At 49.3% G+C, this 22230-nt stretch carries 16 protein-coding genes and 1 riboswitch; of the genes, 1 reads left to right on the top strand and 15 read right to left on the bottom strand.

Annotated features, from left to right (window positions below; translation table 11 throughout):
- Positions 1-127 precede the first annotated feature (127 nt).
- From nspC to DW720_RS07115, 15 genes are all read right to left on the bottom strand, one after another.
- A complete protein-coding gene (nspC, locus tag DW720_RS07185; RefSeq protein ID WP_118749480.1) occupies positions 128-1300 on the bottom strand; it encodes a carboxynorspermidine decarboxylase in 1173 nt (390 codons plus the stop codon).
- Between the two features lie 102 nt (positions 1301-1402).
- Positions 1403-2605, bottom strand: coding sequence for a saccharopine dehydrogenase family protein (locus DW720_RS07180; protein WP_022360539.1), 1203 nt, complete (start codon positions 2603-2605; stop codon positions 1403-1405).
- Between the two features lie 206 nt (positions 2606-2811).
- Positions 2812-3687 (bottom strand): agmatinase, encoded by an 876-nt coding sequence (gene speB / locus DW720_RS07175; protein WP_118626931.1) that lies wholly within the window; start codon positions 3685-3687, stop codon positions 2812-2814.
- Positions 3668-4528, bottom strand: coding sequence for a polyamine aminopropyltransferase (speE, locus tag DW720_RS07170; RefSeq protein WP_107000123.1), 861 nt, complete (start codon positions 4526-4528; stop codon positions 3668-3670). The genes speB and speE overlap by 20 nt, the downstream gene beginning before the upstream one ends.
- A gap of 28 nt (positions 4529-4556) precedes the next feature.
- Entirely contained in the window at positions 4557-6134 is a 1578-nt protein-coding gene (locus DW720_RS07165) for an aminotransferase class I/II-fold pyridoxal phosphate-dependent enzyme (protein ID WP_227589718.1), read from the bottom strand.
- 60 nt (positions 6135-6194) lie between these two features.
- Complete coding sequence (speD, locus tag DW720_RS07160; RefSeq protein WP_022360543.1) at positions 6195-6962, bottom strand: adenosylmethionine decarboxylase; 768 nt, start codon at positions 6960-6962, stop codon at positions 6195-6197.
- A gap of 669 nt (positions 6963-7631) precedes the next feature.
- Positions 7632-8696, bottom strand: a complete 1065-nt coding sequence (locus DW720_RS07155) for a glycosyl hydrolase family 18 protein (protein ID WP_118749432.1) — start codon at positions 8694-8696, stop codon at positions 7632-7634.
- Between the two features lie 96 nt (positions 8697-8792).
- Positions 8793-10667 carry a hypothetical protein gene (locus tag DW720_RS07150; protein ID WP_118749431.1) on the bottom strand — a complete coding sequence of 625 codons (1875 nt, stop codon included), beginning with the start codon at positions 10665-10667 and terminating at the stop codon, positions 8793-8795.
- Entirely contained in the window at positions 10660-12531 is a 1872-nt protein-coding gene (locus DW720_RS07145) for a glycosyltransferase (RefSeq protein WP_118749430.1), read from the bottom strand. Before DW720_RS07145 ends, DW720_RS07150 begins: the two co-directional genes overlap by 8 nt.
- Before the next feature lie 8 nt (positions 12532-12539).
- Positions 12540-15650, bottom strand: a complete 3111-nt coding sequence (locus DW720_RS07140) for a polysaccharide deacetylase family protein (protein ID WP_118749429.1) — start codon at positions 15648-15650, stop codon at positions 12540-12542.
- On the bottom strand, positions 15638-16978 hold the full coding sequence (locus DW720_RS07135) for a nucleotide sugar dehydrogenase (RefSeq protein WP_243099713.1): 1341 nt from the start codon (positions 16976-16978) through the stop codon (positions 15638-15640). The genes DW720_RS07140 and DW720_RS07135 overlap by 13 nt, the downstream gene beginning before the upstream one ends.
- Before the next feature lie 44 nt (positions 16979-17022).
- Positions 17023-17134: riboswitch (cyclic di-GMP riboswitch) on the bottom strand.
- 151 nt (positions 17135-17285) lie between these two features.
- Entirely contained in the window at positions 17286-18077 is a 792-nt protein-coding gene (locus DW720_RS07130; protein ID WP_118749428.1) for a prolipoprotein diacylglyceryl transferase, read from the bottom strand.
- 192 nt (positions 18078-18269) lie between these two features.
- Positions 18270-20369 carry a heavy metal translocating P-type ATPase gene (locus DW720_RS07125; RefSeq protein WP_118749427.1) on the bottom strand — a complete coding sequence of 700 codons (2100 nt, stop codon included), beginning with the start codon at positions 20367-20369 and terminating at the stop codon, positions 18270-18272.
- Positions 20370-20475: 106 nt separating this feature from the next.
- A complete protein-coding gene (locus DW720_RS07120) occupies positions 20476-20790 on the bottom strand; it encodes a DUF6110 family protein (RefSeq protein WP_022359851.1) in 315 nt (104 codons plus the stop codon).
- A gap of 176 nt (positions 20791-20966) precedes the next feature.
- Positions 20967-21242 (bottom strand): transcriptional repressor, encoded by a 276-nt coding sequence (locus DW720_RS07115; protein WP_118651120.1) that lies wholly within the window; start codon positions 21240-21242, stop codon positions 20967-20969.
- 431 nt (positions 21243-21673) lie between these two features.
- Between DW720_RS07115 and DW720_RS07110 the strand changes: the two genes are divergently transcribed.
- Positions 21674-22180 (top strand): flavin reductase, encoded by a 507-nt coding sequence (locus tag DW720_RS07110; protein ID WP_107000129.1) that lies wholly within the window; start codon positions 21674-21676, stop codon positions 22178-22180.
- Positions 22181-22230 lie beyond the last annotated feature (50 nt).

The raw sequence follows: 22230 nt of genomic DNA, 5'->3' as shown, positions 1-22230 counted from the left end.
CCGTTATTCCCATACTGTGTAACAATGTATAACGGCTGTACTCGCAGACATTCTTTGTAATCTTTCTGCAAGTCATTTCATTTTACTCTTTTTAATAAAAAAATACAATCCCCGATTCGCCCCAAGCTTACAACCGTCCCACAAAATTCTCATATCCAAACGCCCGCACCACTTCCGCTGTCCCATCTTCATGCCGGTATACGATCGACGGAAGCGGCATTCCATTAAAGGTATTATTTTTGACCATCGTATAGAGTGCCATATCGCCAAACACCAGCCGCCCGCCCTCTTTTAGCGGTGCATCAAACGAATAATCCCCGATGCAGTCTCCCGAAAGACAGGTTGGTCCGCCCAGGCGGAACGTATACGGCTTTTCGCCCGCTTCTCCCGCTCCGATAAGCGGCGGACGGTACGGCATTTCCAACACATCCGGCATATGACAGGCCGCCGAGGTATCCAGAATTGCAATCTGCATGCCGTTTTCCATCGTCTCCAGCACGGAAGTCACAAGAAATCCTGCGTTTAAGACAACTGCCTCGCCCGGTTCCAGGTATACTTCTACCCCATATTTTTCGCGCAGCCCGCGCACCAGACGGATCAGGCGTTCCCGATCATAATCTTCTCTCGTAATGTGGTGTCCGCCGCCCAGGTTCAACCATTTTACCTTTGAAAACCAGGCTCCAAACTTCTCCTCCGCTGCCCGCAGCGTCGTCTCCAGGTCATCTGAATTCTGCTCGCAGAGCGTATGCATATGGAATCCATCCAGATACGGAAGGATAGTTTCTTCAAAGCTTACAGCCTCCGAAAGCATCGAAAGAGTCGTCCCCATGCGGGATCCCGGCGCACACGGATCATAGATCGCGTGCCCCTCCTGCGTGGAACACTCCGGGTTCAGCCGGAGTCCCGCCTGTTTTCCGGCTTTTTTTACTTTTTCACCGAATTTCAGCACCTGCCCCGGCGTGTTAAAAACGATGTGGTCGGCATAATTTAAAATCTCATCAAACTCATCCGGGCGGTAGGCGGCAGAAAACACATGGGTCTCCCCGCCAAACTCCGTTTTTCCAAGCCGTGCCTCATAAAGCCCGCTCGCCGCGGTTCCCGACAGATACTGGCGAATCAGCGGGTAGACCGAATACATGGAAAATGCTTTCTGTGCCAGCAGAATCCGGCATCCAGCCCGCTCTGCCGTATCCTTCAAAATTTCCAGATTTTTCTTTAAAAGCGTCTCATCCACCACATAAAATGGTGTGCGGATCGCCGCCGTGTCCCGGAGAACCCCAGCCGCCTCCCGTTCCTGCATCTGTTTTCCTTCCTTTCTTTCTTCCATCTTCCGTGTCCGTTCTCTTCCTGCGCCTAAAAAAACGCAAAATAAAACCATTTTCTTAATGGAAGCATTTTTACCTTAATCCACCAGTGCCGGATCCCAGGATTCCTTCCACGGAAGTCCCCATTTATTTAACGCATCCATAAATGGATCCGGATCAAATTCTTCAATATTATAAACGCCCGGTTTCTGCCAGGTTCCATTCATCACCAGCATCGCGCCGATCATCGCCGGTACACCGGTTGTGTAGGAGATCGCCTGGGAACCAACCTCTTTGTAGCACTCCTGATGATCGCAGATATTATATAAGTAATACTTCTTCTCTTTTCCATCCTTCTTACCCTGGAAAATGCATCCGATATTTGTTTTTCCAACGGTACGCGGACCAAGGGATGCCGGATCCGGAAGAACTGCCTTTAAGAACTGCAGCGGTACGATCTCTTTTCCTTCGTACATAATCGGCTCGATCGAGGTCATGCCGACATTCTCCAGGCACTTTAAATGGGTCAGGTAGCTCTGACCGAAGGTCATGAAGAAGCGGATCCGCTTGATTCCCGGCATATTGAGCGCCAACGATTCGATCTCCTCATGGTGAAGCAGGTACATATCCTTCATGCCGACGCCGTCAAAATCATACTCTCTCTTGATCTCCATCGGTTTCGTCTCTACCCAGTGTCCATCTTCCCAGTAAGAACCGTTTGCCGACACCTCCCGGATATTGATCTCCGGGTTAAAATTGGTTGCAAACGGATAGCCGTGGTCGCCGCCGTTGCAATCCAGAATGTCGATGTAGTTGATTTCGTCAAACTCATGTTTCAGCGCATACGCTGAAAATACGCCGGTTACACCCGGATCAAAGCCGCTTCCCAGCAGTGCGGTAATGCCCGCCTCTTTAAATTTCTCACGATATGCCCACTGCCATTTGTACTCAAATTTTGCCGTGTCCTCCGGCTCATAGTTCGCAGTATCGATATAATGGGTCTTCGTCGCCAGGCAGGCATCCATGATTGTCAGATCCTGGTACGGAAGCGCCAGGTTCAGCACCACATCCGGGTTAAATTTCTCAATCAGGGCAATCAGCTCGTCCACGTTGTTTGCATCCACCTGTGCGGTCTGGATCTTCGTCTTGGTGGTTCCCTCTAATTTTTCTTTCAGCGCATCACATTTGGACTTTGTCCGGCTTGCAATGCAGATCTCCTCAAATGCCTCGCTGTTCTGGCAGCACTTGTGAATTGCTACGGAAGCTACGCCTCCACATCCGATAATTAACGCTTTTCCCATCTTTTTTCCTCCTGTATTCTGAAATGTACTCTGTTTTTGTTCCATTTTATAATCCAAATTTCACATTTGCTTTTGTTCAAACACTTTTCAGTTCATGTCTCAAACACACACTTTTATTTGATGATAACAGGGTCAAAAGGTCAGAAGTTCGACGCAAGCTTGCTTGCAGGAGAATTTTTGACCTTGGGACCCGCCAAAAACATTTCTTACCTAATCTTTGGATTTCCCAGCAGCGCCAGCAGCATCTCCCTTACAATCTTGCACGCCACCGCCGTCGATGCACCGGACGCATCCAGCGCCGGGGATAATTCATTCACATCACATCCAACAATCCGTGCCGTGCTGCAGATCTGCGTGACTGCCCGTCGAAGTTCCTCAAAACTGATTCCGCCCGGTTCCGGCGTTCCTGTTCCCGGAAATACACTCGGATCCAGCACATCCAGATCCAGGGTAAAATACACCGGTTTTCCTTCCAGTTTCCGAAGCGTTTCCTGAAGGACTTCCATATCCACGATAAATGGATGCGTCGTCACGTGTTCTTTTCCCCAGCGCCATTCCTCCCGGTCGCCGGAGCGGATACCAAACTGCGTGATCCTGCCGTCTCCCAGGACTTCCCAGCAGCGGCGCAGCACACAGGCGTGGGAAAGTTTCGCGCCCAGATAATCGTCCCGCAGATCGGCGTGTGCATCAAAATGAATGATATGCAGATCCGGATATTTCTCTGCCAGTGCCTGCACCGGTGCCAGCGTCACCAGGTGCTCGCCGCCCAGCATAAATGGGATCTTGCCATCCCCGGCAACCTCCGCCGCCCGCTCCCGCAGATCCTTTAACGCTAACGATGCATCGCCAAAGCAGAGCTCCTGGTCGCCCGCGTCAAACACGGCGTAATCGGTCAGATCACGGTCCTGGTACGGTGAATACGATTCCAGCCCATAGGATTCCGAGCGGATCGCCCGTGAGCCGAACCGGGTGCCCGGGCGGTACGAAGTGGTCGAGTCAAACGGCGCGCCGTAGAGCACGATCCCTGCCTTCTCATAGCTGGCGTCACACGCCAGAAACGTCTCAATATTTGCCTTCAACATCTTCTAACATCTCCTCCACATATGCCGGCAGGTAAAATGCCCCTTTATGCAGGGTCGTCGTATAATACCGGCAGTCCAGCCCCCGCAGGTTCCATCTTGTCTCATCCAAATTCTTTAACGGATGGTATTTCTTCGACGCAAATCCAAACAGCCAGTGCCCGGACGGGTAAGTCGGGATATGTGCCTGATAGACGCGGCTGATGGGAAATGACTCCACGATCCGCTTATGAGCCCGCTTGCACGCCTCCGCGTCTTCGGCATAAAACGGGCTTTCATGCTGATTGACCATGATGCCGTCCTCTTTTAACGCCTTATAACAATTCCCGTAAAATTCCCGGGTAAAAAGCCCCTCGCCCGGTCCAAAGGGGTCAGTCGAATCCACGATGATCAGATCGTATTCATTTTCCTTAAAGCGGACATATTTCAACCCATCCTCATAGTGGATCGAGAGTCTCGGATCATCGAGACGACACGCTGTCTTCGGCAGATATTTCCGGCAGACCTCCACCACCAAAGGGTCGATCTCCACCATGTCGATGTGCTCGATCTCCGGATAGCGGGTCAGCTCCCGGATCACGCCTCCATCCCCGGCTCCAATTACCAGTACCTTTTTGACCAACGGATGCACTGCCATCGGCACATGCGTGATCATTTCGTGATAGATAAATTCATCCTTTTCCGTCAGCATCATATATCCATCCAAAGTCAGAAACCGCCCAAATTCCGGCGAATCAAAGACATCGATCCGCTGAAACTCGCTCTTTCCGCTGTAAAGCTGGCGATCCACCCGGATGGAAATTTTTACATTTGGCGTATGATTCTCTGAAAACCAGAAATTCATAATTTTCCCCTTTCTATCTACTGCTTATCTATTTCAGCACATTCAGGCGCTCAATCCCCGGATCCTCCGGTCCAGTCATTGAACATCCTTTTTCCAGCGCATACGCAATGTAGTCAATGATCTCTTCCGTGATCTGCTCGCCCGGCGTCAGAATCGGGATGCCCGGCGGGTAGCACATGACAAACTCACTGCACACACGTCCGGCTGTCTCGCGGATCGGAAGAGATTCTTTTTCTCCGTAAAATGCCTCCTGCGGCGACATCGCCACGATCGGGTCAATATAGTCAAAATCCATCAGCGTCGATTTATCCCGGCTGAACCGGCGCTTGATCTCCGCCAGTGCGCTGACCAGGCGCTCTACCTCCCGCTGCCGGTCACCGATGGACAGATATGCCAGAATATTTCCCAGATCACCAAATTCCGCCTGGATATCGTACTCGTCCCGGAGCAGATCATAAACCTCGATCCCCGCCAGCCCGATATCGCGCGTGTGAATTGAAAGTTTGGTCACATCGAAATCATAAATGCTGTCGCCGTTTACCAGCTCCTTCGAATAGGCATAATAACCGCCAATCCGGTTGATTTCTGTTCTCGCATACTCCGCCAGCTCCACCACCTGCTTAAATGCCTCACGCCCGCGAAGCGCCAGGTTTCGTCTGGAGATATCGAGGCTGGAAAGGAGCAGGTAGGAACCGCTCGTCGTCTGCGTCAGATTGATAATCTGGCGGACATACCCGGCGGACATACCCGGACCCGTCAGAAGAATCGAGCTCTGCGTCAGGCTTCCGCCTGATTTGTGCATCGAAACCGCCGCCATATCCGCCCCAGCTGCCATCGCGGAAACCGGCATATTTTCCCCGAAATAAAAATGGGTTCCATGCGCCTCATCAACTAAACACAACATCCCATGCTCATGTGCCAGCTTTACGATCGAGCGCAGATCCGAACAGATGCCGTAATACGTCGGATTGTTCACAAACACCGCCTTAGCATCTGGATTTTCCTTGATCGCCCGGCGCACATCTTCCACGCGCATTCCAAGCGGAATCCCCAGTCTCTTATCACCCGCCGGATTCACATAGACCGGAACCGCGCCTCCAAGCACCATCGCGCCCATGACGCTGCGGTGGACATTTCGCGGCAATATAATCTTCTCGCCCCGCTTGACTGCCGTCAGCACCATGCTCTGGACCGCCGATGTCGTACCGCCGACCATCAGGAATGCGTGTGCCGCCCCGAATGCCTCAGCCGCCAGCTGCTCCGCATCCGCGATGACAGACACTGGGTGGCAGAGGTTATCGAGCGGCTTCATGGAATTGACGTCCAGCCGCATACAGGTCTCTCCTAAAAGTTTCGTCAGCTCCGGGTTGCCGCGCCCCCTCTTGTGCCCCGGAACATCAAACGGCACCACGCGCATCTTCTGAAATGCTTCCAGCGCCTCATAGATCGGCGCGCGCTCCTGGGTCAGCGCGTCATCTCTTCGACTGCCTTCCCCCGTTTCCTTCTGTCCTGAAGCTTCCCTTCTGCGCCGTGTACTCCTTCCGACGCCCGGCTCCAGATTTCTTCTCTCTTCTTCCATCTGCCGTTCCTCCTGAAACTCACTCATTCGTTTCTTCTATCGTATTTTCCAGTCAAACCGTTTTTTTCCTCTCAAAAAGCATTTCTTTTAAAACACATTCCTTCCGCTGAAAATTTCAATCATCTCCCGCCGCAGGCTGTCCATAATACTGAGCCTGGTGGTCGGCGGAAGTTCATAGACATCTGTCTTAAACAGATAATTCTGCAGGTCGATCTCTTTCAGCATCATCTTGGTATGGAACAGATTTGCCTCGTACACATTGATATCGACCACATCGTAGCGCCGCAGCGTTTCCTTGGAGATATAATCCTGAATCGAGCGGATCTCACGATCCATAAACAGCTTTTTTCCGTCCACATCCCGCGTGAACCCGCGCACCCGGTAGTCCATCGTGATGATGTCCGAATCAAACGAACCGATCAGGTAATCGAGTGTCGAAAGCGGCGTGATCTCCCCGCAGGTCGCCACGTCAATATCCACCCGGAAGGTCGCCAGACAGGTCTCCGGATGGTATTCCGGATAGGTATGGACGGTCACATGGCTCTTGTCCAGATGCGCCACCTGCGTCTCCCCCTGCACCGGCATCATGGAACCTTCTGCAATCAGAAGCGTGACCGAAGCCCCCTGCGGATCGTAGTCCTGCTGGGAAATACTCAATACCCGTGCCCCGATCATATCCGTCAGCGATGTTAGGATCCGGGTCAGGCGTTCCGAATTGTACTGCTGATCGATGTAGGCAATATAATCCTTCTGCTCCCTCGGTGTCTTGGCATAACAGACATCATAGATATTAAAGCTAAGCGCCTTTGTCAGGTTATTAAAGCCGTATAATTTTAATTTTTCGCTGTGATCCATATCTTCCTTCTCCTGAAATATAAATGGTGTTGATCATGTAATAGGAAATTCCAAGGAATTTCCTATTACACATAAAAAAGAATGTGCCTTGGCACATTCTCGCGCCGAGCGCGGTCGCTTGCGACATGTTTCTGCTTCGCGCGAGTGCGCATCCTCGCGGAGCGTTTTTTTTCATAGGACGTAATTTCCTATGAAAAAAAGCGGATGACGTGTCTCCACATCATCCGCAAAAACGTTTTTTTCTGCTTCGCTCTATTTTTACAAATCTGCCGTATAGCTACGAAATCTTCCCTTGTCTCTATTTACCGCATATACTGCAAAACCTTTTTATCCACAGAAATCTCACATTCAGAGTCTATATAGCAAATATCTACTTTTACCACTCTTATTGACCGTTTTACAAGTTGATGTGCATGAGCACTGGTTGTAAAGTAACCAACTTATAAAATTGAGCTTTTAACTCAATCAATAGGGCAGTTCGCACTGCCAATCGGCATTTGACCCGGCTGTCCGTATGGCCATTCCCTGTTTCACAGGTGGTCAGATATATTTGCATGGATGACTCTTAAAATGTTAAGATTTTCCATATCAGAGGTATCATACAGCAATTTTGGTAAAATGTCAAGAATGATTTTTATTTGGGTTGACATTTGGGTTGGACATTTTTTGTCACAGCCTCCAGAGACTCACATGAAGTGGATCCGCGCCTTCTTCTTTTAACCATTCAGCCCAGAGTTTCAACGTCTCTTCATCCGCATACCACACCGTATGTTTCGTCCCGCTTTTCGTATACTCAAAGTGCAGCGCACCGCTGGCTACGTCCCGCACCGGCTTGGCTTCGTATCTTTCTGCCATTTCTGCCGCCTCTGATGCCCGCAGCTGCTTTGCTTTCTGTGAATCTCCCTCCCAGTCAAATCCGCCGTCTGCAAATGCATAGGAGATATCCGACAGCATTCCAAACCGTTCCTTTAGTTCCTTCAGAAAATCCCGATCCGCCTTAGGGCCCGGTTCCGTACCACCCCCATACAGATTGTAGCACATGACAACATATTCCGCCCCCTCCGGGAAAGTAAGGTCCTCAACCGGCGTGGACGGTTCCAGCACAATCCGCACTTTCAGATTTTTCTCTGACGCTGCTTCCAGAAGGAAATCCTCAAACCTCAGAAAATCATCCCAGAGTTCCATGTCCGAACGGATCTTCTCATAATCAATCTCGACTCCGTCATATCCTCCCTCTGAGGCGATCTCCACCAGATGTTCCGCGTGTGCCCGCGCCGCCACCTCACTTCCAATGTGCTTTTTCAAAATATCTGTATCCTTCTGGACAATCGTTCCATTCTGATCCACATCATTGACAAATGACAGAAACACCGTCATATCCCGCATCGTTTCCCGATTCCGGATCTGGTTCAATGTCTTCTCGGTTGCCTCCGGGATCACAATCTCATCATCCTTAAAATATGCCTCAAACAGACTAACTGCCTGGATGTACTCTTTCTCTGAGCGAAGCACGCGCAGGGTATCGGCACAATCCCAGTACGCACTCCAGACCGTCGTTTCATCCGCTGTTTCTGCTAACGTGTGTACTTCTTCTTTCGAATACGAATCATCCACCTCCTGTGCCGGTCCAGCCTCCGCTTTCTTCCCAGGAAGGGCACATCCTATCACTGCCGCCGCTATCACCACGCAACATGCCGCGCATAAACCATCTATCCAAAATCTCTTTTTTCTCATGTTCTCTTCCTATCTGCCCTCATTCATTTCGTTATCGTTTACGCACATGTTCATCAGTGAATTTTTCGTTTAGAAAATTCCAGTCCGCAAACCATATTATAAATTCTTAATAAACCAGTTCACCACTGCATTCCACTTGTCATTCAGCGCATTCGCTAGTTTCTCAACTTCCGGAAGACGTCCGTCGTATACTGTTTTATCTCCGTCCGTAATCAGCAGCTTGCTGAATACGCCGTCATACACATCATCGGCCACATTTCTCTGACTGTAGCCAAAGCCGCCCCAGCTCGCCCCAAGGCGGACCATACCCGCCCCGGAAACAGACACTTTGATCGTGCCTGTCACATCCGTGCCGTTGACCCATACCTGAAGTTTCTCTCCCTCCAGGCGGATCTTGAGATCCGTATCTCCCAGATCATTGATCTGAAGCTCCGGTATGTACTCATCTGCCCCGTCGGCGACCGATCGTGTCTTGACCTTTCCGGCTTCTCCTGCCTCTCTGTAAAATACCAGGCTGTCCGCCGCACTGTCAGCAAAGCGTCCCCGCATTTTATATTCGGCTACCAGCGAATCTTTTTTATCTTCTTCCACCGAAATCCGATCTGAAACATCCACTAAATCATGCAGATCCTTGTCCATCATGGTTGTGCTGGTGGAATTCGCTCCTTTTTCAGACAGGATCAGATGATTATTCTGGACAGATACCGCAATATACCGGGAATGATCCTCCGAATCCCGCAGATAGATCGTCTGACCACCGATTTTATTTCCCTGAAGCTTAACCGATATCTCCGCATTTTCAACCGAAACATTCTTTAACGAGATCAGTCCCTCTCCCTGCGGCTCACTCGTCACGACCAGACTGTCTTTCTTAAACTCGTCCGCTCCGCTTTTTAAGGACCATTTTCCCGCTCTCTCCTTATCCCGCTTTGTTTTTCCCGTCACAAACACAATCTTCTGTTTCTGGTTTTCCGGAAGATCCGCTTTCACACGCATCAGAAGATGGTTTGTACTCCAGTACGCCTGCGGCTGGAGACGCGTCAGATCATAGATGGACGACTTGACCGTATTTAGCGCATAACCATCCCGGTTAAAGTTCATTTCAAACAGCTCCTCGATATTATCCCCATTTACCTGGCTGACACTGGTCGTATTGCCATAGCGTCCCGTGTTGGAATGCATCAGGCAGTAAAGCTCCGGCACCGTCCCTACTTCTTCACTGTAAATCTGTTCCATAAAGTGGTAATCCTGCGTGATGCGGCTCTCCATCGCCTTGTCGCTCTCGACCGGAATCCGGTTTTCATCCCGTATATAGTCCATCAGATAATGGTTATAATCCCGCCCCAGATACTGATTCACACGGACAAATTCATCACTCGTCATCTGCCCTAAAAAACGGTCATACCGGTCATAACTGTTGATGTAAGAAAGCCGGTATCCATTTGTTCCAAGCTCCCAATAGCCATTGTCCTGAAGTTTTTTCAGATCCTTGGCGGATAAAAACTTCGGATCCTTCTCAGCAAATTTGTCCGCATAGCTCAGGATGGTCGCCTTATAATTATATTTTTCCAGAATCTTTTCAGAAAACAGCACGGTATCCCGGCGTCCGTCCTCAAACATCAGAAACAATGCCTTATCCGGAAGCGGCTGCTTTTTCTGATAGTACGCCTCGATGTCCGCCTGACTGATCGTCACATACCCCAGATCATACAGTGTCTTTAACTGCTCATCCAGCTCCTTCGTTGAGATCAGCATATCCGTTCCCTGGCGGTCCACGCCAAAATAGGACACGGCCAGAAAGCCGCATTCTTCGCCGCTTACCAGACTCTTATCCTGCGGATCATATGGCATATAGACACTGTTGACATTCAGCGTGCGTACAATCGCAAACACCAGAGTTAAAAGAACCGCGCTCTCCAGGATGGTACGGATGATTTTTATTTTATCTTTTCGCGTCTCTATCTTATACATCCGCCGTTCCCCCTTGTTTTTTCTGCTTTTTCTTCTCTTTCTTTTCCTTTTCTTTCACATCACTCGGTGTCATGCGGGTCCCCCAGGTCGATTTCCAGAATGTCACCCATGCCACCGGCATCTGCCACAAGAGAACAATCTCGTAGTAGAGGCAGAATAAGAATCCAAAATACCACGTTGTACTCTTCCGGAAGAAAAGCTGTGCAATACTCATCATCAGAGACATCAAAAGCAGGCCGACCAGAAAGGTCGTCGGAAAAATATGCTGTGTAAACGGCACATAAAAAAGGTTATACACCACCACAACCGGTGCCAGAATCGGCACCAGCAGACCGATAAAAAAGTTGACCGCCGCAAACGGTTCTTTTCTCCACATAAATTCTCCTGCCATCAGCGACTCACGAAGCCAGGAACGTTTCCAGCGCATCTGCTGCTTTAAAAATACTTTCTGCTGATTCGGCACGATCGTCGAACAGATCGCCGTATCCTGATAATAGGTCCGGTGGTTCTTCAAAACGAAATTCGTCATCGCCCGATCATCTCCAAACGTCGCCTTGTGTCCTAGAAAACGCTGATTTAACCAGTCCTCTTCATGTTTCTTCACAATTTCCTTCCGGTAGCAGGACAGCGGTCCCGACAGACAGGTAACCGTGTCAAACAGGGCCTCCGACGCTTTCATCACACGAAATGCGATATAATAGCGAACGGCCTGCATTTTGGTCAGGCTGTTGGTATAGGTATTTGCCACATCCGTTCTTCCTGCTACACCACCCATCTTCGGATCCTGGAACGGCTGAACCAGGTTAATAACCGCATATGGATCCAGGAAACTGTCGGAATCAACGAAAATAACCAGTTCCCCCTTTGCCACATCCACGCCCCGGCAGAGCGCCGCCCGTTTTCCCGCATTTTTCTCCTGGACAATATAGGAGAGGCGGTTATTGACGCGCAGACGTTCCCCTACGGAAGATTTTATCTCCTCGATCGTCTCTTTTATTACTTCAACGGAGCGGTCCGAAGAACAGTCATCCACCACAATGACCTCCAGCTTATCCGACGGATAATACTGGTTCATGCAGGAGAGAATCGTTCTCCGAATCCATGTCTCCTCGTTAAAACACGGAATGATGATCGTCACGCTCGGTTTAAAATCCGGATTGATTTTCACCGGACGGTACAGTGCGCCGAACGCATAGCGGCTTAAAAGAAACAGCGCCGCCACCAGACTGTATGAGTACAGGAGCGCATTGTATTTGAAATAAATAACACTCTCTGCGCGCATCAGTGCAATCATCAGGCTGATTCCAAATAAGAGGATCAGACTGCCAAGATAAAGATACCGATCCTTATGTCTGTGCATATACGTCCTGAGATCTTCCACAAATTCGAATCCGGCGTAGAATTCACCGTCTTTTTCAAACGTTCTGACACAGGATGCCGCCATGTGAACCTTCATCTCCCGCCCCTCCGGCATACTGCCCGGCGGGATCTCAAATTTCAGCCGCATCCCGTGTCCTTTTCTTAAGCGTTCCACGCTTGCAAGATCCGGGAAACGGAGCGATATACCCGTTTCCGATATATCGCCGCTGACCGCCGAAATGGTCTTCCTCTTTCCCGCCATATCCTGAAAGGAAACTTCCACCGGAAATCCGGCAACAAAGCGGATTCCTGACTTGCGGTTCAAAATGACGGATTCGACACTATCATTATCTGCCGATATACCGCGCCGGTCAAACTTGGAGCGGATTCCCTCCGGATCCGGCACATCCGGCAGAACTCTTCGATCCGCCCGTTCATTTAACAGAATATCTCCGTCAAATGTTTTTAAATCCCATTCTTTTTTCTTAAAAAGCTTTTTACCCATAATTTATCCTATCTGCCAAGATAATCATCAATCCGCGCAAATGTATACCCCTGTTCCTTCCAAATCGGTATCATCGCATCCAGGGCCTGCGCCGTGTATTTGGCATTTTCCTGCATATGCATAACCAGGACCGTTCCGTCGTGTACCCGCATATATTCATTTTGTGAAATTCTTCTGCGCTGCAGACGTTCCAGCATGTCCTCATAACTGCTTGCCTCATAATCTCCTGTCGAAATTTCTCCCGAAACAGAATAGTCAAATCCGACATCGAACACCTGGCTGATGCCGTTCTTGCTGACTGCCAGTGTCGGCGGACGGAACATCTTTGATAACGCCGGTTTTCCCGCTACCTCTACGTTTCCGGTATATTTGTACAGTTTATTATAAGAAGTCACAATGTCCTTCCGAAGATTCAGTGCCTCCTCGTCCGTCAGAGTCAGATCGACACTTTCATTTTCATCCAATGGATTCGCCAGCGGTATATGTCCATCCGTATGGCAGGCAATCTGATGCCCTTTAACCGCGATCGTGCGAAGCAGGTTCGGGTTTGCATCCACATACTCTGTTTTGATAAAGAAAGTAGCCTTGACATTCTGCTTTTCCAGCACATACAGAAGCTCATTTAAGGACTGTTCCGTTCCCCAGTCATCAAAGGAGAGGAAAATCACTTTATCATTCGTGAAGACACCGCTCTTGTCCAGACTTTTGACTTCGCTCGCAGAAAATCCCGGAAGCTTCTTTCCCGTGTCGATAAACCGGGTTCCGATGTAGTGATCCCGAATCCAGTTAAAGCGGTCCTGATCGGTCGCCATATTCGTCAGAACATTCTTATCCAATGTGATATCCGTCTGTTTCTGATTGCTCAGCGTATATTTTTCCGGTGAATCCAGCATACGGCTGACTGTATGTATTTCAAATCGGCTCGCATCTTCAATTTCTCCTGTGTCATGTGAGCGGTACGCCAAGGTGTCCACATGTGCATTCATAAAGCCATCCAGCATGACACCAAAAATGGTGGATCCCCGCTGCGTATAGCGGTCATTCTCATAATATCCCATATTAAAGCTGACAAATGCACCTCTCGTCAGACGGATACGCTCCAGTTTTCCAATCACTTCCGGAATGTTATCCAGAACGATCTCCTTATCTTCGGTTTTTACGACACGGAAAGTACTCTCTATCAGGCTACATCCCGCCGTATGCAGCGCTTCCTTCGTCTCATTCTCCGCCTTGCCATTCGGCATAAAAACAATCTCTGAATCGATTCCATAACGCCATTTTGCGTAGGTTTCCCATGCATTCAGATATTGTGTCACCGCATCAAATGTCTGCGGATATTTCTTCGTTGCCTTATACGCAATATCCACCTCGTGACCATCTGCCAGAATTGCCTCAATCAGAGAAGGCTTTGACATCAGTTCATCCAATGTGACAAAAAAGGTAGCGTTTCCATTTCTCGCTTTCATCGCGTCCAGCGTATCCAGAACGGCGTTTTCATGTCCCAGATCATAAAATGAAAAACTGAACGCACGCTCCGTCGTGTAGACCATGTTCTGCGCTTCTACCTGTTTTTGTTGATTATTCCGACGCATTTCATTGACCTTTTCTGGTGCCAAAACCGGGATCGTGCCGGAATTCTGAATCAGCGTCTGTATATCCGAAAGCGCCAGACCTGCCCCTTCCGCTTTCTGTTTCAGTTCTTCTACTGTTTTCCGGTTCTTCGGATCCAGAATATAGAACGCTCCCGCCTGCATGGAATTCTCCGCTTCCGTCTGTACTACCTTCACATTTAAAAGCTTCGCAGCGCTCCGGACCGAATCCAGATTTTCTTCACTCTGTACATAGTACAGCCGTGCCGGATCTTCTGTATACTGATACAGCGCATGGAGTCCCGACTGCATGGAGTCAAATGCGGCTCCCGCCGTCTCCACCTTCTCCCCGCCATCCGTCAATCCAATGCTATATCCGGCTTCTGCAATTTCCCGGATCTCCTCGCCGCGCGTCTCAAGTTCTTTCGGACTGACAAAAAAGGTAGCTGATGCCGCATTTTTTTCCAGTTCTGCCAGAAGGGAACGAAGCAGGCTCTTCTCCGGAAGGCTGATAATTCCCACTCCGATTTTTGCTTCTTTCGTCAGGCAATAATGATATACGGCTGCCCGTTCGGCATCCGGCGCATCTGCCTGCTGCCGAAGTACCTGTATGCCCGGTGTTCTTTCCATTCCTCCGACGGGACCGGTTGGAATTTCTTTCTCCTCCAGCACCTCCGTCAGCCACTGAAATTCTTCCTGCACCGAAATGGTTTCTTTTTCCGCCTCTTCCGGCGTTTCTTTCAGTTCTTCCTGTTTATCGATCACTGGCGCTTGTGCATAAACCGCCTCTTCCTGCGCCGGCTGCCATTTCCCCCGCAGATCAAACACGAGGATCGTCTGACCCTGCAGCGAATTGATTTCTTTTTCTATCTCTTCCCGGCTGGAAAATGTATCATCCGTGATGACACGATCCTCGTTCGGATCCACCAGTGCCTCATAACCGCTGACCGCCGCCGCATTCAAAAGCTCTGCTGTCACCTCACTGTCACAGTATAAAAGCGGCACTGCCACATCGGCGCCGGTCGAAATTGCCTCCCGGGATGTAAGCATATCCTCGATCATTTCTCTGACTTCCCGGCTCTGCAGGTTTCCGCTTCCATCCGTTCCATTGCTTACCAGCTCCTGACCGGTTTTTAACATTCTGGCAACATAGTCCTTATTTTCCAGCGTTTCTGCCGCAGACAAGGCAAACGATGCCTTGATTCCTGTCTCCTCCAGGCGTTTTAACACCGCTTCATTGACGTTCACATCCTCATTTAAACCCCGGAACAAAATTCGGATGGTTTTCTCCGGATTTTCTTCCTGATCCTGGATAAGCTCCGCTGGTTCTGATAAAAAGAACTTCTCATATGCCTTATCTATCTCCGAATCTCCTGTCTCAATTCTTCCATCCACATAGGCTTTCGCATTCGGTGAATAGCTTTTATTCATAAAAAAGATGCCCCAGATGCCGGCAGACATCACTAACACACCGGCAGCCAGTCCCAGAAAAATCCAGCTTTTTTTCCGTTTGTTTTTTACATTCTCCACCAGATAACCCCCGATTTATTCAGCGCATCGACTGACCATTCGCCCTTGATATCCAACAGTATTTTCTTACTCCGCTCCGTTCCCATCAGAGAAACGACTCCTTCTAGTCCGCGGTCGCGAAATTCTCCATGTGCAACCGCATGAATCACGCAATCTGCATTCTGGATCTCGCTCCATTCTTTTAATTCGACGCCGTATTCCTGTTTTACCAGTTCTTTATCCGCCCATGGATCGACTACCTGCGGCTCGATCCCGTATTCCCGCAGATGATTGATGATATCGAGCACCTTGGTGTTCCGGATATCCGGGCAATTTTCCTTAAAGGTAATTCCCAGAATCACTATCTTCGCCTTAGACGGATCAATTCCTGCACGGATCATCTTTTTCAATGCCATATCTGCCACAAAAATTCCCATATGGTCATTGATTCGGCGCCCGGATGCTACAATCTGGCTGGTATATCCAAGCCGTTCTGCCTCGTAAATAAAATAGTACGGATCTACGCCGATACAGTGCCCTCCGACCAGTCCCGGGCGGAATCCCAGCGCATTCCACTTCGTGTTCATGCCATCCACGACCTCATTGGTATCGATTCCCATCCGCTCAAATACCATTGCCATCTCATTCATAAATGCGATGTTGATGTCCCGCTGGCTGTTTTCCACTACCTTGACTGCCTCCGCCGTCTTAATAGAGGATACCGGAAACGTTCCTGCTTCAATAATTGTATCATATATCTGCCCGATCCGGTCCCGTGTTTCCGGATCCATTCCCGATACGATCTTCCGGATCGATTTGAGCGTGTGAACCCGGTCGCCCGGATTGATTCGCTCCGGTGAATATCCAATCCTGAAATCCACGCCGCACTTTAATCCACTTTCTTTTTCAAGGATCGGGGCACAGATCTCCTCCGTCACGCCAGGATACACCGTACTCTCATACACAACGATCGCTCCGCTTCTCAAGTTTCGTCCTACCGTCTCACTCGCCCGGATCACCGGCGACAAATCCGGTGTCTTATCTCCATTGATCGGAGTCGGGACTGCCACCACTACAAACGATGCCTCTCTAAGCTTTGCTTCTTCATCTGTAAATTCAACACTACAGCTGGAAATAACCTCATCCCCCACTTCCAGTGTCTCATCAATTCCCTTTTTATACTGTGCAATCTTCCGGCTGTTTACATCAAAACCGATAACTGGAAATTGTTCCGAAAATGCGACTGCCAGCGGCATTCCAACGTATCCAAGTCCCACTATGGCAATTTTAAATTCGCTGTCCTCTTTCTTTTCCATATATTTTTCTCCCTCCATGCTTTTTTGTTTCATAGAACGCAGCTTCCTATGAAATAAAAAAGCTGCAATCAATATCTGATTGCAGCCGAACCACCTTAATGTAATATATCTGACACTCATTTTTCATATCACATGTTAGGCTTCTATGCTTTGCGTCCCTGTATTTCTACAGGTTTGCCAAACGAATCTATCCTGTTTTTCAGGCTGTAATATACACTCATGACGTCTTTTCTTTAATATTACACCCTTTATTTCTACATTTCAAGCATTATCTGCCGATACACATTGCTCTGTCATCATAGCAATATGGTGTTCCATACGTGACCTCTATAAATAGCTTTTATTTTTCCTGACTCACTGTCTCCTCTTTTAGCGAAACTGCCTGCGCTTTCTTCCCGCAAACCACAAACATCGCCACGCCCGCCGCAAAGATAAACAGTGAGATAAACTGTGAAGTCGAGAGGAACCCGACCGCTCCCCGGTTCAAATCACCGCGGAAAAATTCCAGCACGAAGCGTCCCAGACTGTAGCAGATCAGATACAGGGATACCACCTGCCCCTGTTTTTTGCACTTTTTCGCCGCATAAAGAAGCAGCAGGCAGTGCAGAAAATCCAGACCGCTTGAGATGAGCTGGGTCGGAACCAGGGGAATGTTGTTCGGGGCAAAGTCCGAATTGTGGAACACGATCGCAAAATGGCTGTGGGTCGGCATACCGTAGCAGCAGCCAGCCAGGAAACAGCCGATCCGTCCAAAGCCCTGTGCGAGCGCAACCGACGGCATGACCAGATCCGCATACTGGAAAAAGGAAATATGCTTGATCCGGCTCAGCACATAGCCGCCCAGCACGCCGCCGATGATGCCGCCATATACGACAAATCCATCGCTGATATCCAACAATTTCTTCGGGTTTTCTACAATCTCATCCAGAATTGTGACATAGTACAGAATTTTTGCACCTAAAATTCCACATACGACACCGCAGATCGCGATGGAGAGGATCATATCGACGTCCATCCCCCGCTTGTTTGCCCGGTACTCTGCCATGTAATACGCAGCGATAATGCCGATGCCGATCATCAGACCGTAGCCGTGGATCGTGATGCTGCCGATTGTGAATAAGTCATTTTTCATGAAAGGTTTATCCTCCTATTTAGTTTACGTTCCCTGATGCTTTTCGATTATAGCATTATTTATATAAAAAAACAAATGTTAATAGATAGCAGAAAAACAGATGTAAAACAGGCTTTTTTCTTCCCATTCTACATCTGTTTCACTATACTTATTTTATAATTGAGGATACAATCAAGCCCGTATCCAGACTCCTTACGCCTCTTCCCGCTCTTCCTCCGGCAGCAGGTTCGTCATGCTCTTTAAGCTGATCGCCAGTGTCGAGCTGTTGTGCAGCAGCGCCGACATAGACGGTGTGATGATACCAGCCACCCCCAAGAGAATCAGACCTAGGTTGAAGCTGATGACGAAACGGTAGTTTCCATGGACACGTTTCATCAGATCCATGCTCAGATGACGCAGAAGCACGACTTCATCCAGGGAATCTTTCTTGATCGTGATATCCGCGATCTCTCTGGCAATCTCCGCACCCTCGCTGACTGCGATGCCCGCGTCTGCCGCTGACAGGGCCGGTGAATCGTTGATGCCGTCACCGATCATGATAACTTTGTGGCCCTTCGCCTTCTCCTCCTCAACAAAGCGCGCCTTATCCTCCGGAAGTACCTCGGAGAAATAATCATCCACGCCGACCCTCTTCGCGATCGCCGCTGCGGTCCGCTCGCTGTCGCCGGTCATCATGACAATGCGCTTAAATCCAGCCTCTTTTAACTGGCGGATGACAGACGGTGCTTCCTCACGCAGCGGATCCTCGATGCAGATAACGGCTGCAAGCTGTCCGCCGATTGCCATGTAAAGATGGGAACAATTTTCCGGAAGGTTCTCAAACTTCTCTTTTCCATCCTCCGGCAGTGTGCACTTCTCATCCTCAAATACGAAATGGTGGCTTCCAATCACGACGCGTTCTTCGCCCACATAGGTAGCGATACCGTGCGCTACGATGTAATCCACTCTCGAGTGCATCTCTTCATGTACCAGATGACGTTTTTTCGCTTCCTGTACGACCGCATTTGCCATCGAGTGCGGAAAATGCTCTTCCAGGCAGGCTGCGATACGAAGCAGTTCTTCCTTCTCCATGCCGTTGAAAGATACCACATCGGATACAACCGGCTTTGCCTTGGTCAGGGTTCCGGTCTTGTCAAATACGATCGTCTCCGCTTCGGCAACAGCCTCCAGAAACTTGCCGCCCTTGACCGTAATGTGATGCTGGCTTGCCTCACGCATCGCAGACAGGACTGCAAGCGGCATTGCCAGTTTCAGTGCACAGGAGAAATCAACCATCAGGATCGACAGTGCTTTCGTCGCATTGCGGGTCAGCAGATAGGTAAGCGCGGTACCGCCCAGACTCCACGGAACGAGTGCATCTGCCAGGTTTGATGCCTTGCCTTCAACAGAGGATTTAAGCTTCTCCGAATCCTCGATCATCTGTACGATACGCTCATAACGGGTGGAGCCGGCGGATTTTTCTACCTTGAAGGTAATCTCGCCCTCTTCCAGCGCGGTTCCTGCGTAAACATAGCTGCCCGGCTCTTTTCTGACCGGCTGGGATTCGCCGGTCATCGAAGCCTGGTTGATCATCGCCTCGCCGCTCACTACGACGCCATCCAGCGGAATCACTGTACCCATATGGACGGTCAGCTCGTCGCCCGCGGTAACATCCGAAAGCGGTACAAAGACTTCGGTCCCGTCCACTTTCTTCCAGACCTTTTCCACGTTCAAGGACATGCTCCGCGCCAGATCACCAACGGATTTCTTATGTGTCCACTCCTCCAGAAGCTCACCGACGCCGAGCAGGAACATAACGGAGCCAGCTGTATTGAAATCGCGGCGCAGAAGGGAAACACTGATCGCCGTCGCATCCAGCACCTCCACATGCAGCTTGCGCTTAAATACGAGGCAGTGGATACCTTTCACGATATAACGGATCGCCTGCACGGACGTGTATACCGCACGGACCGGCGCCGGGAGAAATGTCTTCGTCGCAAAACGGGTCAGTACCTTCTGAATCAGCTTTTCTTTGTACTCCTGATTCAGGGCGCGTCCGCTGCTTTTAACTGCCATCTCCTGTTTTTCGGTAATCTGACCATCAAACGCCGCTACCTGTACGAGAACCGCCTCCCGATCCTCCTTATAATAGATAACCGCATCTGCTGTCCGCTCATACACCTTGGCCGCCGTCACGCCGTCCAGACCAAGCAGATACTGTTCCAGAACATCCGCTTCGCGCACGGTGTGAAATTTCCGGACAAGGCTGATACGGATTCTTCCTTTGATTTCATGCTTTATAATGAATTTCATGATTCATCTTCCTCCGGTTATAGAAGAGCTGCCGCGAGACAGCATCCCATGCTATCTTGCGGCAGCCCCCCCTGTTATTTAGATTCATGTATTCTTGGAGTTGCTATTACTGCTCTGCCTTCTCAGCCTCCGGTGCGGCCTCGGTTGCCTCAGCAGTCTCGTTGAAATCCTCATCCTCACCAAAGCTCTCATAGCCGCGAGCCTCGTTGATCTGCTTTGCCTCAGCCAGGATGTCCTCAGCGTTCTCCTGAATATTGGTAGCGGTGGTCATCACACAATCACGTGCACGAAGTCCGGCTGCTACGCAGTTTACGTAAAATTTCTTTGCATCCTCGCTGCCAAGAATCTTAACACCTGCTGTTCCGAACAAAACGCCGCCTGCAAATAAACCTAATTTTTTTAATTTGAAAATGTCCATCATGATTACTCCTCCTCTGATATTATCTAATTATATTCACATATGATTTTTGAAAACTATTTATTCCATTTCAAATGCGAATATTGCTGCGTTTAATGACTCATTTCTGAGGTACAAGTAGATGGTAACAGCTTACCCCCATGATAGTCAAACCTAACTTTCCTTATTGAGATTTTTTATCAGCTGGCATCCGAAGTTATACTTGACAGCTCATCCTCATTCCGCAGAGAATACTGGCGGCAACGGTTTAAAACTCCGATTTCTTCCAGCACTGCAATCATCCGGTACACCGTTGCCTTTCCGATCCCCGGGTCGCGCTTGGATGCCTCGTAGTAGATCTCCTTACAACTGCTCCATCTTCCCTCCAGGATCACATCCAACATGATCTTTCTTTGATCGGTCATCCGTTTCCCCCGTCTCTTCAGTTCGCCGATAATCTGCTCTCTCTGCTGCATCGTATCATCTCTCTTTCCATATCTTCTAAATTATTTTGCCGCACATCTGCCGTTTCCGTCCACAACCCGGCTTTTTATTAGCGCAGACTAACTGTTCGTTTAAAATATATAGCATACTCTGCTTGCCACTCTTTTTGCAAGTACTAAATTCCGCTTTTGCCTCTGGCTCAGCCTCATTAAGTCCTTAGATACGACTCGCACTAAGTGCTCATATTATATTGTGTTTCATCAAAAACAAAACATAATTAGCATGAACAAACTCAGGTTAGAATGCCGCAACTCAAGTTAGATGTCTCTAACCTTAATTTAAAGACTACCTCTTTTTTTCTCATCTGTCAATGAATTTTCGAAAATATATTTGATTTTCTTCTCTGATAATGGTAAGGTACTCACAGAATAATCAATTCAGACAGGAAAGGAAGGATTTTTCGATGAGCTTCAAAGAAATAAAGCCAGAAGAATTAAATTTTAACCCGTTTACCCGCATCGGTTCCGACTGGATGCTTTTAACCGCCGGCACCGAGGATAAATTCAACACCATGACTGCCAGCTGGGGCGGCGCAGGCGTATTCTGGGGCAAACCGGCTGTTACCTGCTATATCCGTCCCCAGCGCTACACCAAAGAATTTATAGACAAAGAAGAACTCTTCTCCGTCAGCTTTTTAAAAGACGGACACCGCGATGCCCTCAAACTCTGCGGCTCCGTATCCGGCCGTGACCACGACAAAATCAAGGAAGCCGGCCTGACCCCGGTCTTCATCGACGGCGTACCGGCATTTGAAGAAGCTGACACCATCCTCATCTGCCGCAAAATGTACCGCACATCCATGAATCCGGCAGATTTTATCGATAAGGACGCTGACAGCAAGTTCTATCCGGAGAAGGACTATCATGATATGTATATTGCGGAGATTGTGAAAGCGGTTGTGGCTGAATAAGCAGAGCCGCTCCATTTAAAATTTAAATCCCACAGGAAACGCTGATTTGC

This window comes from Clostridium sp. AM27-28, from assembly GCF_003480955.1.
Lineage (GTDB): Bacteria > Bacillota > Clostridia > Lachnospirales > Lachnospiraceae > Otoolea > Otoolea fessa.
This window is presented reverse-complemented; position numbering and strand designations above follow the sequence as displayed.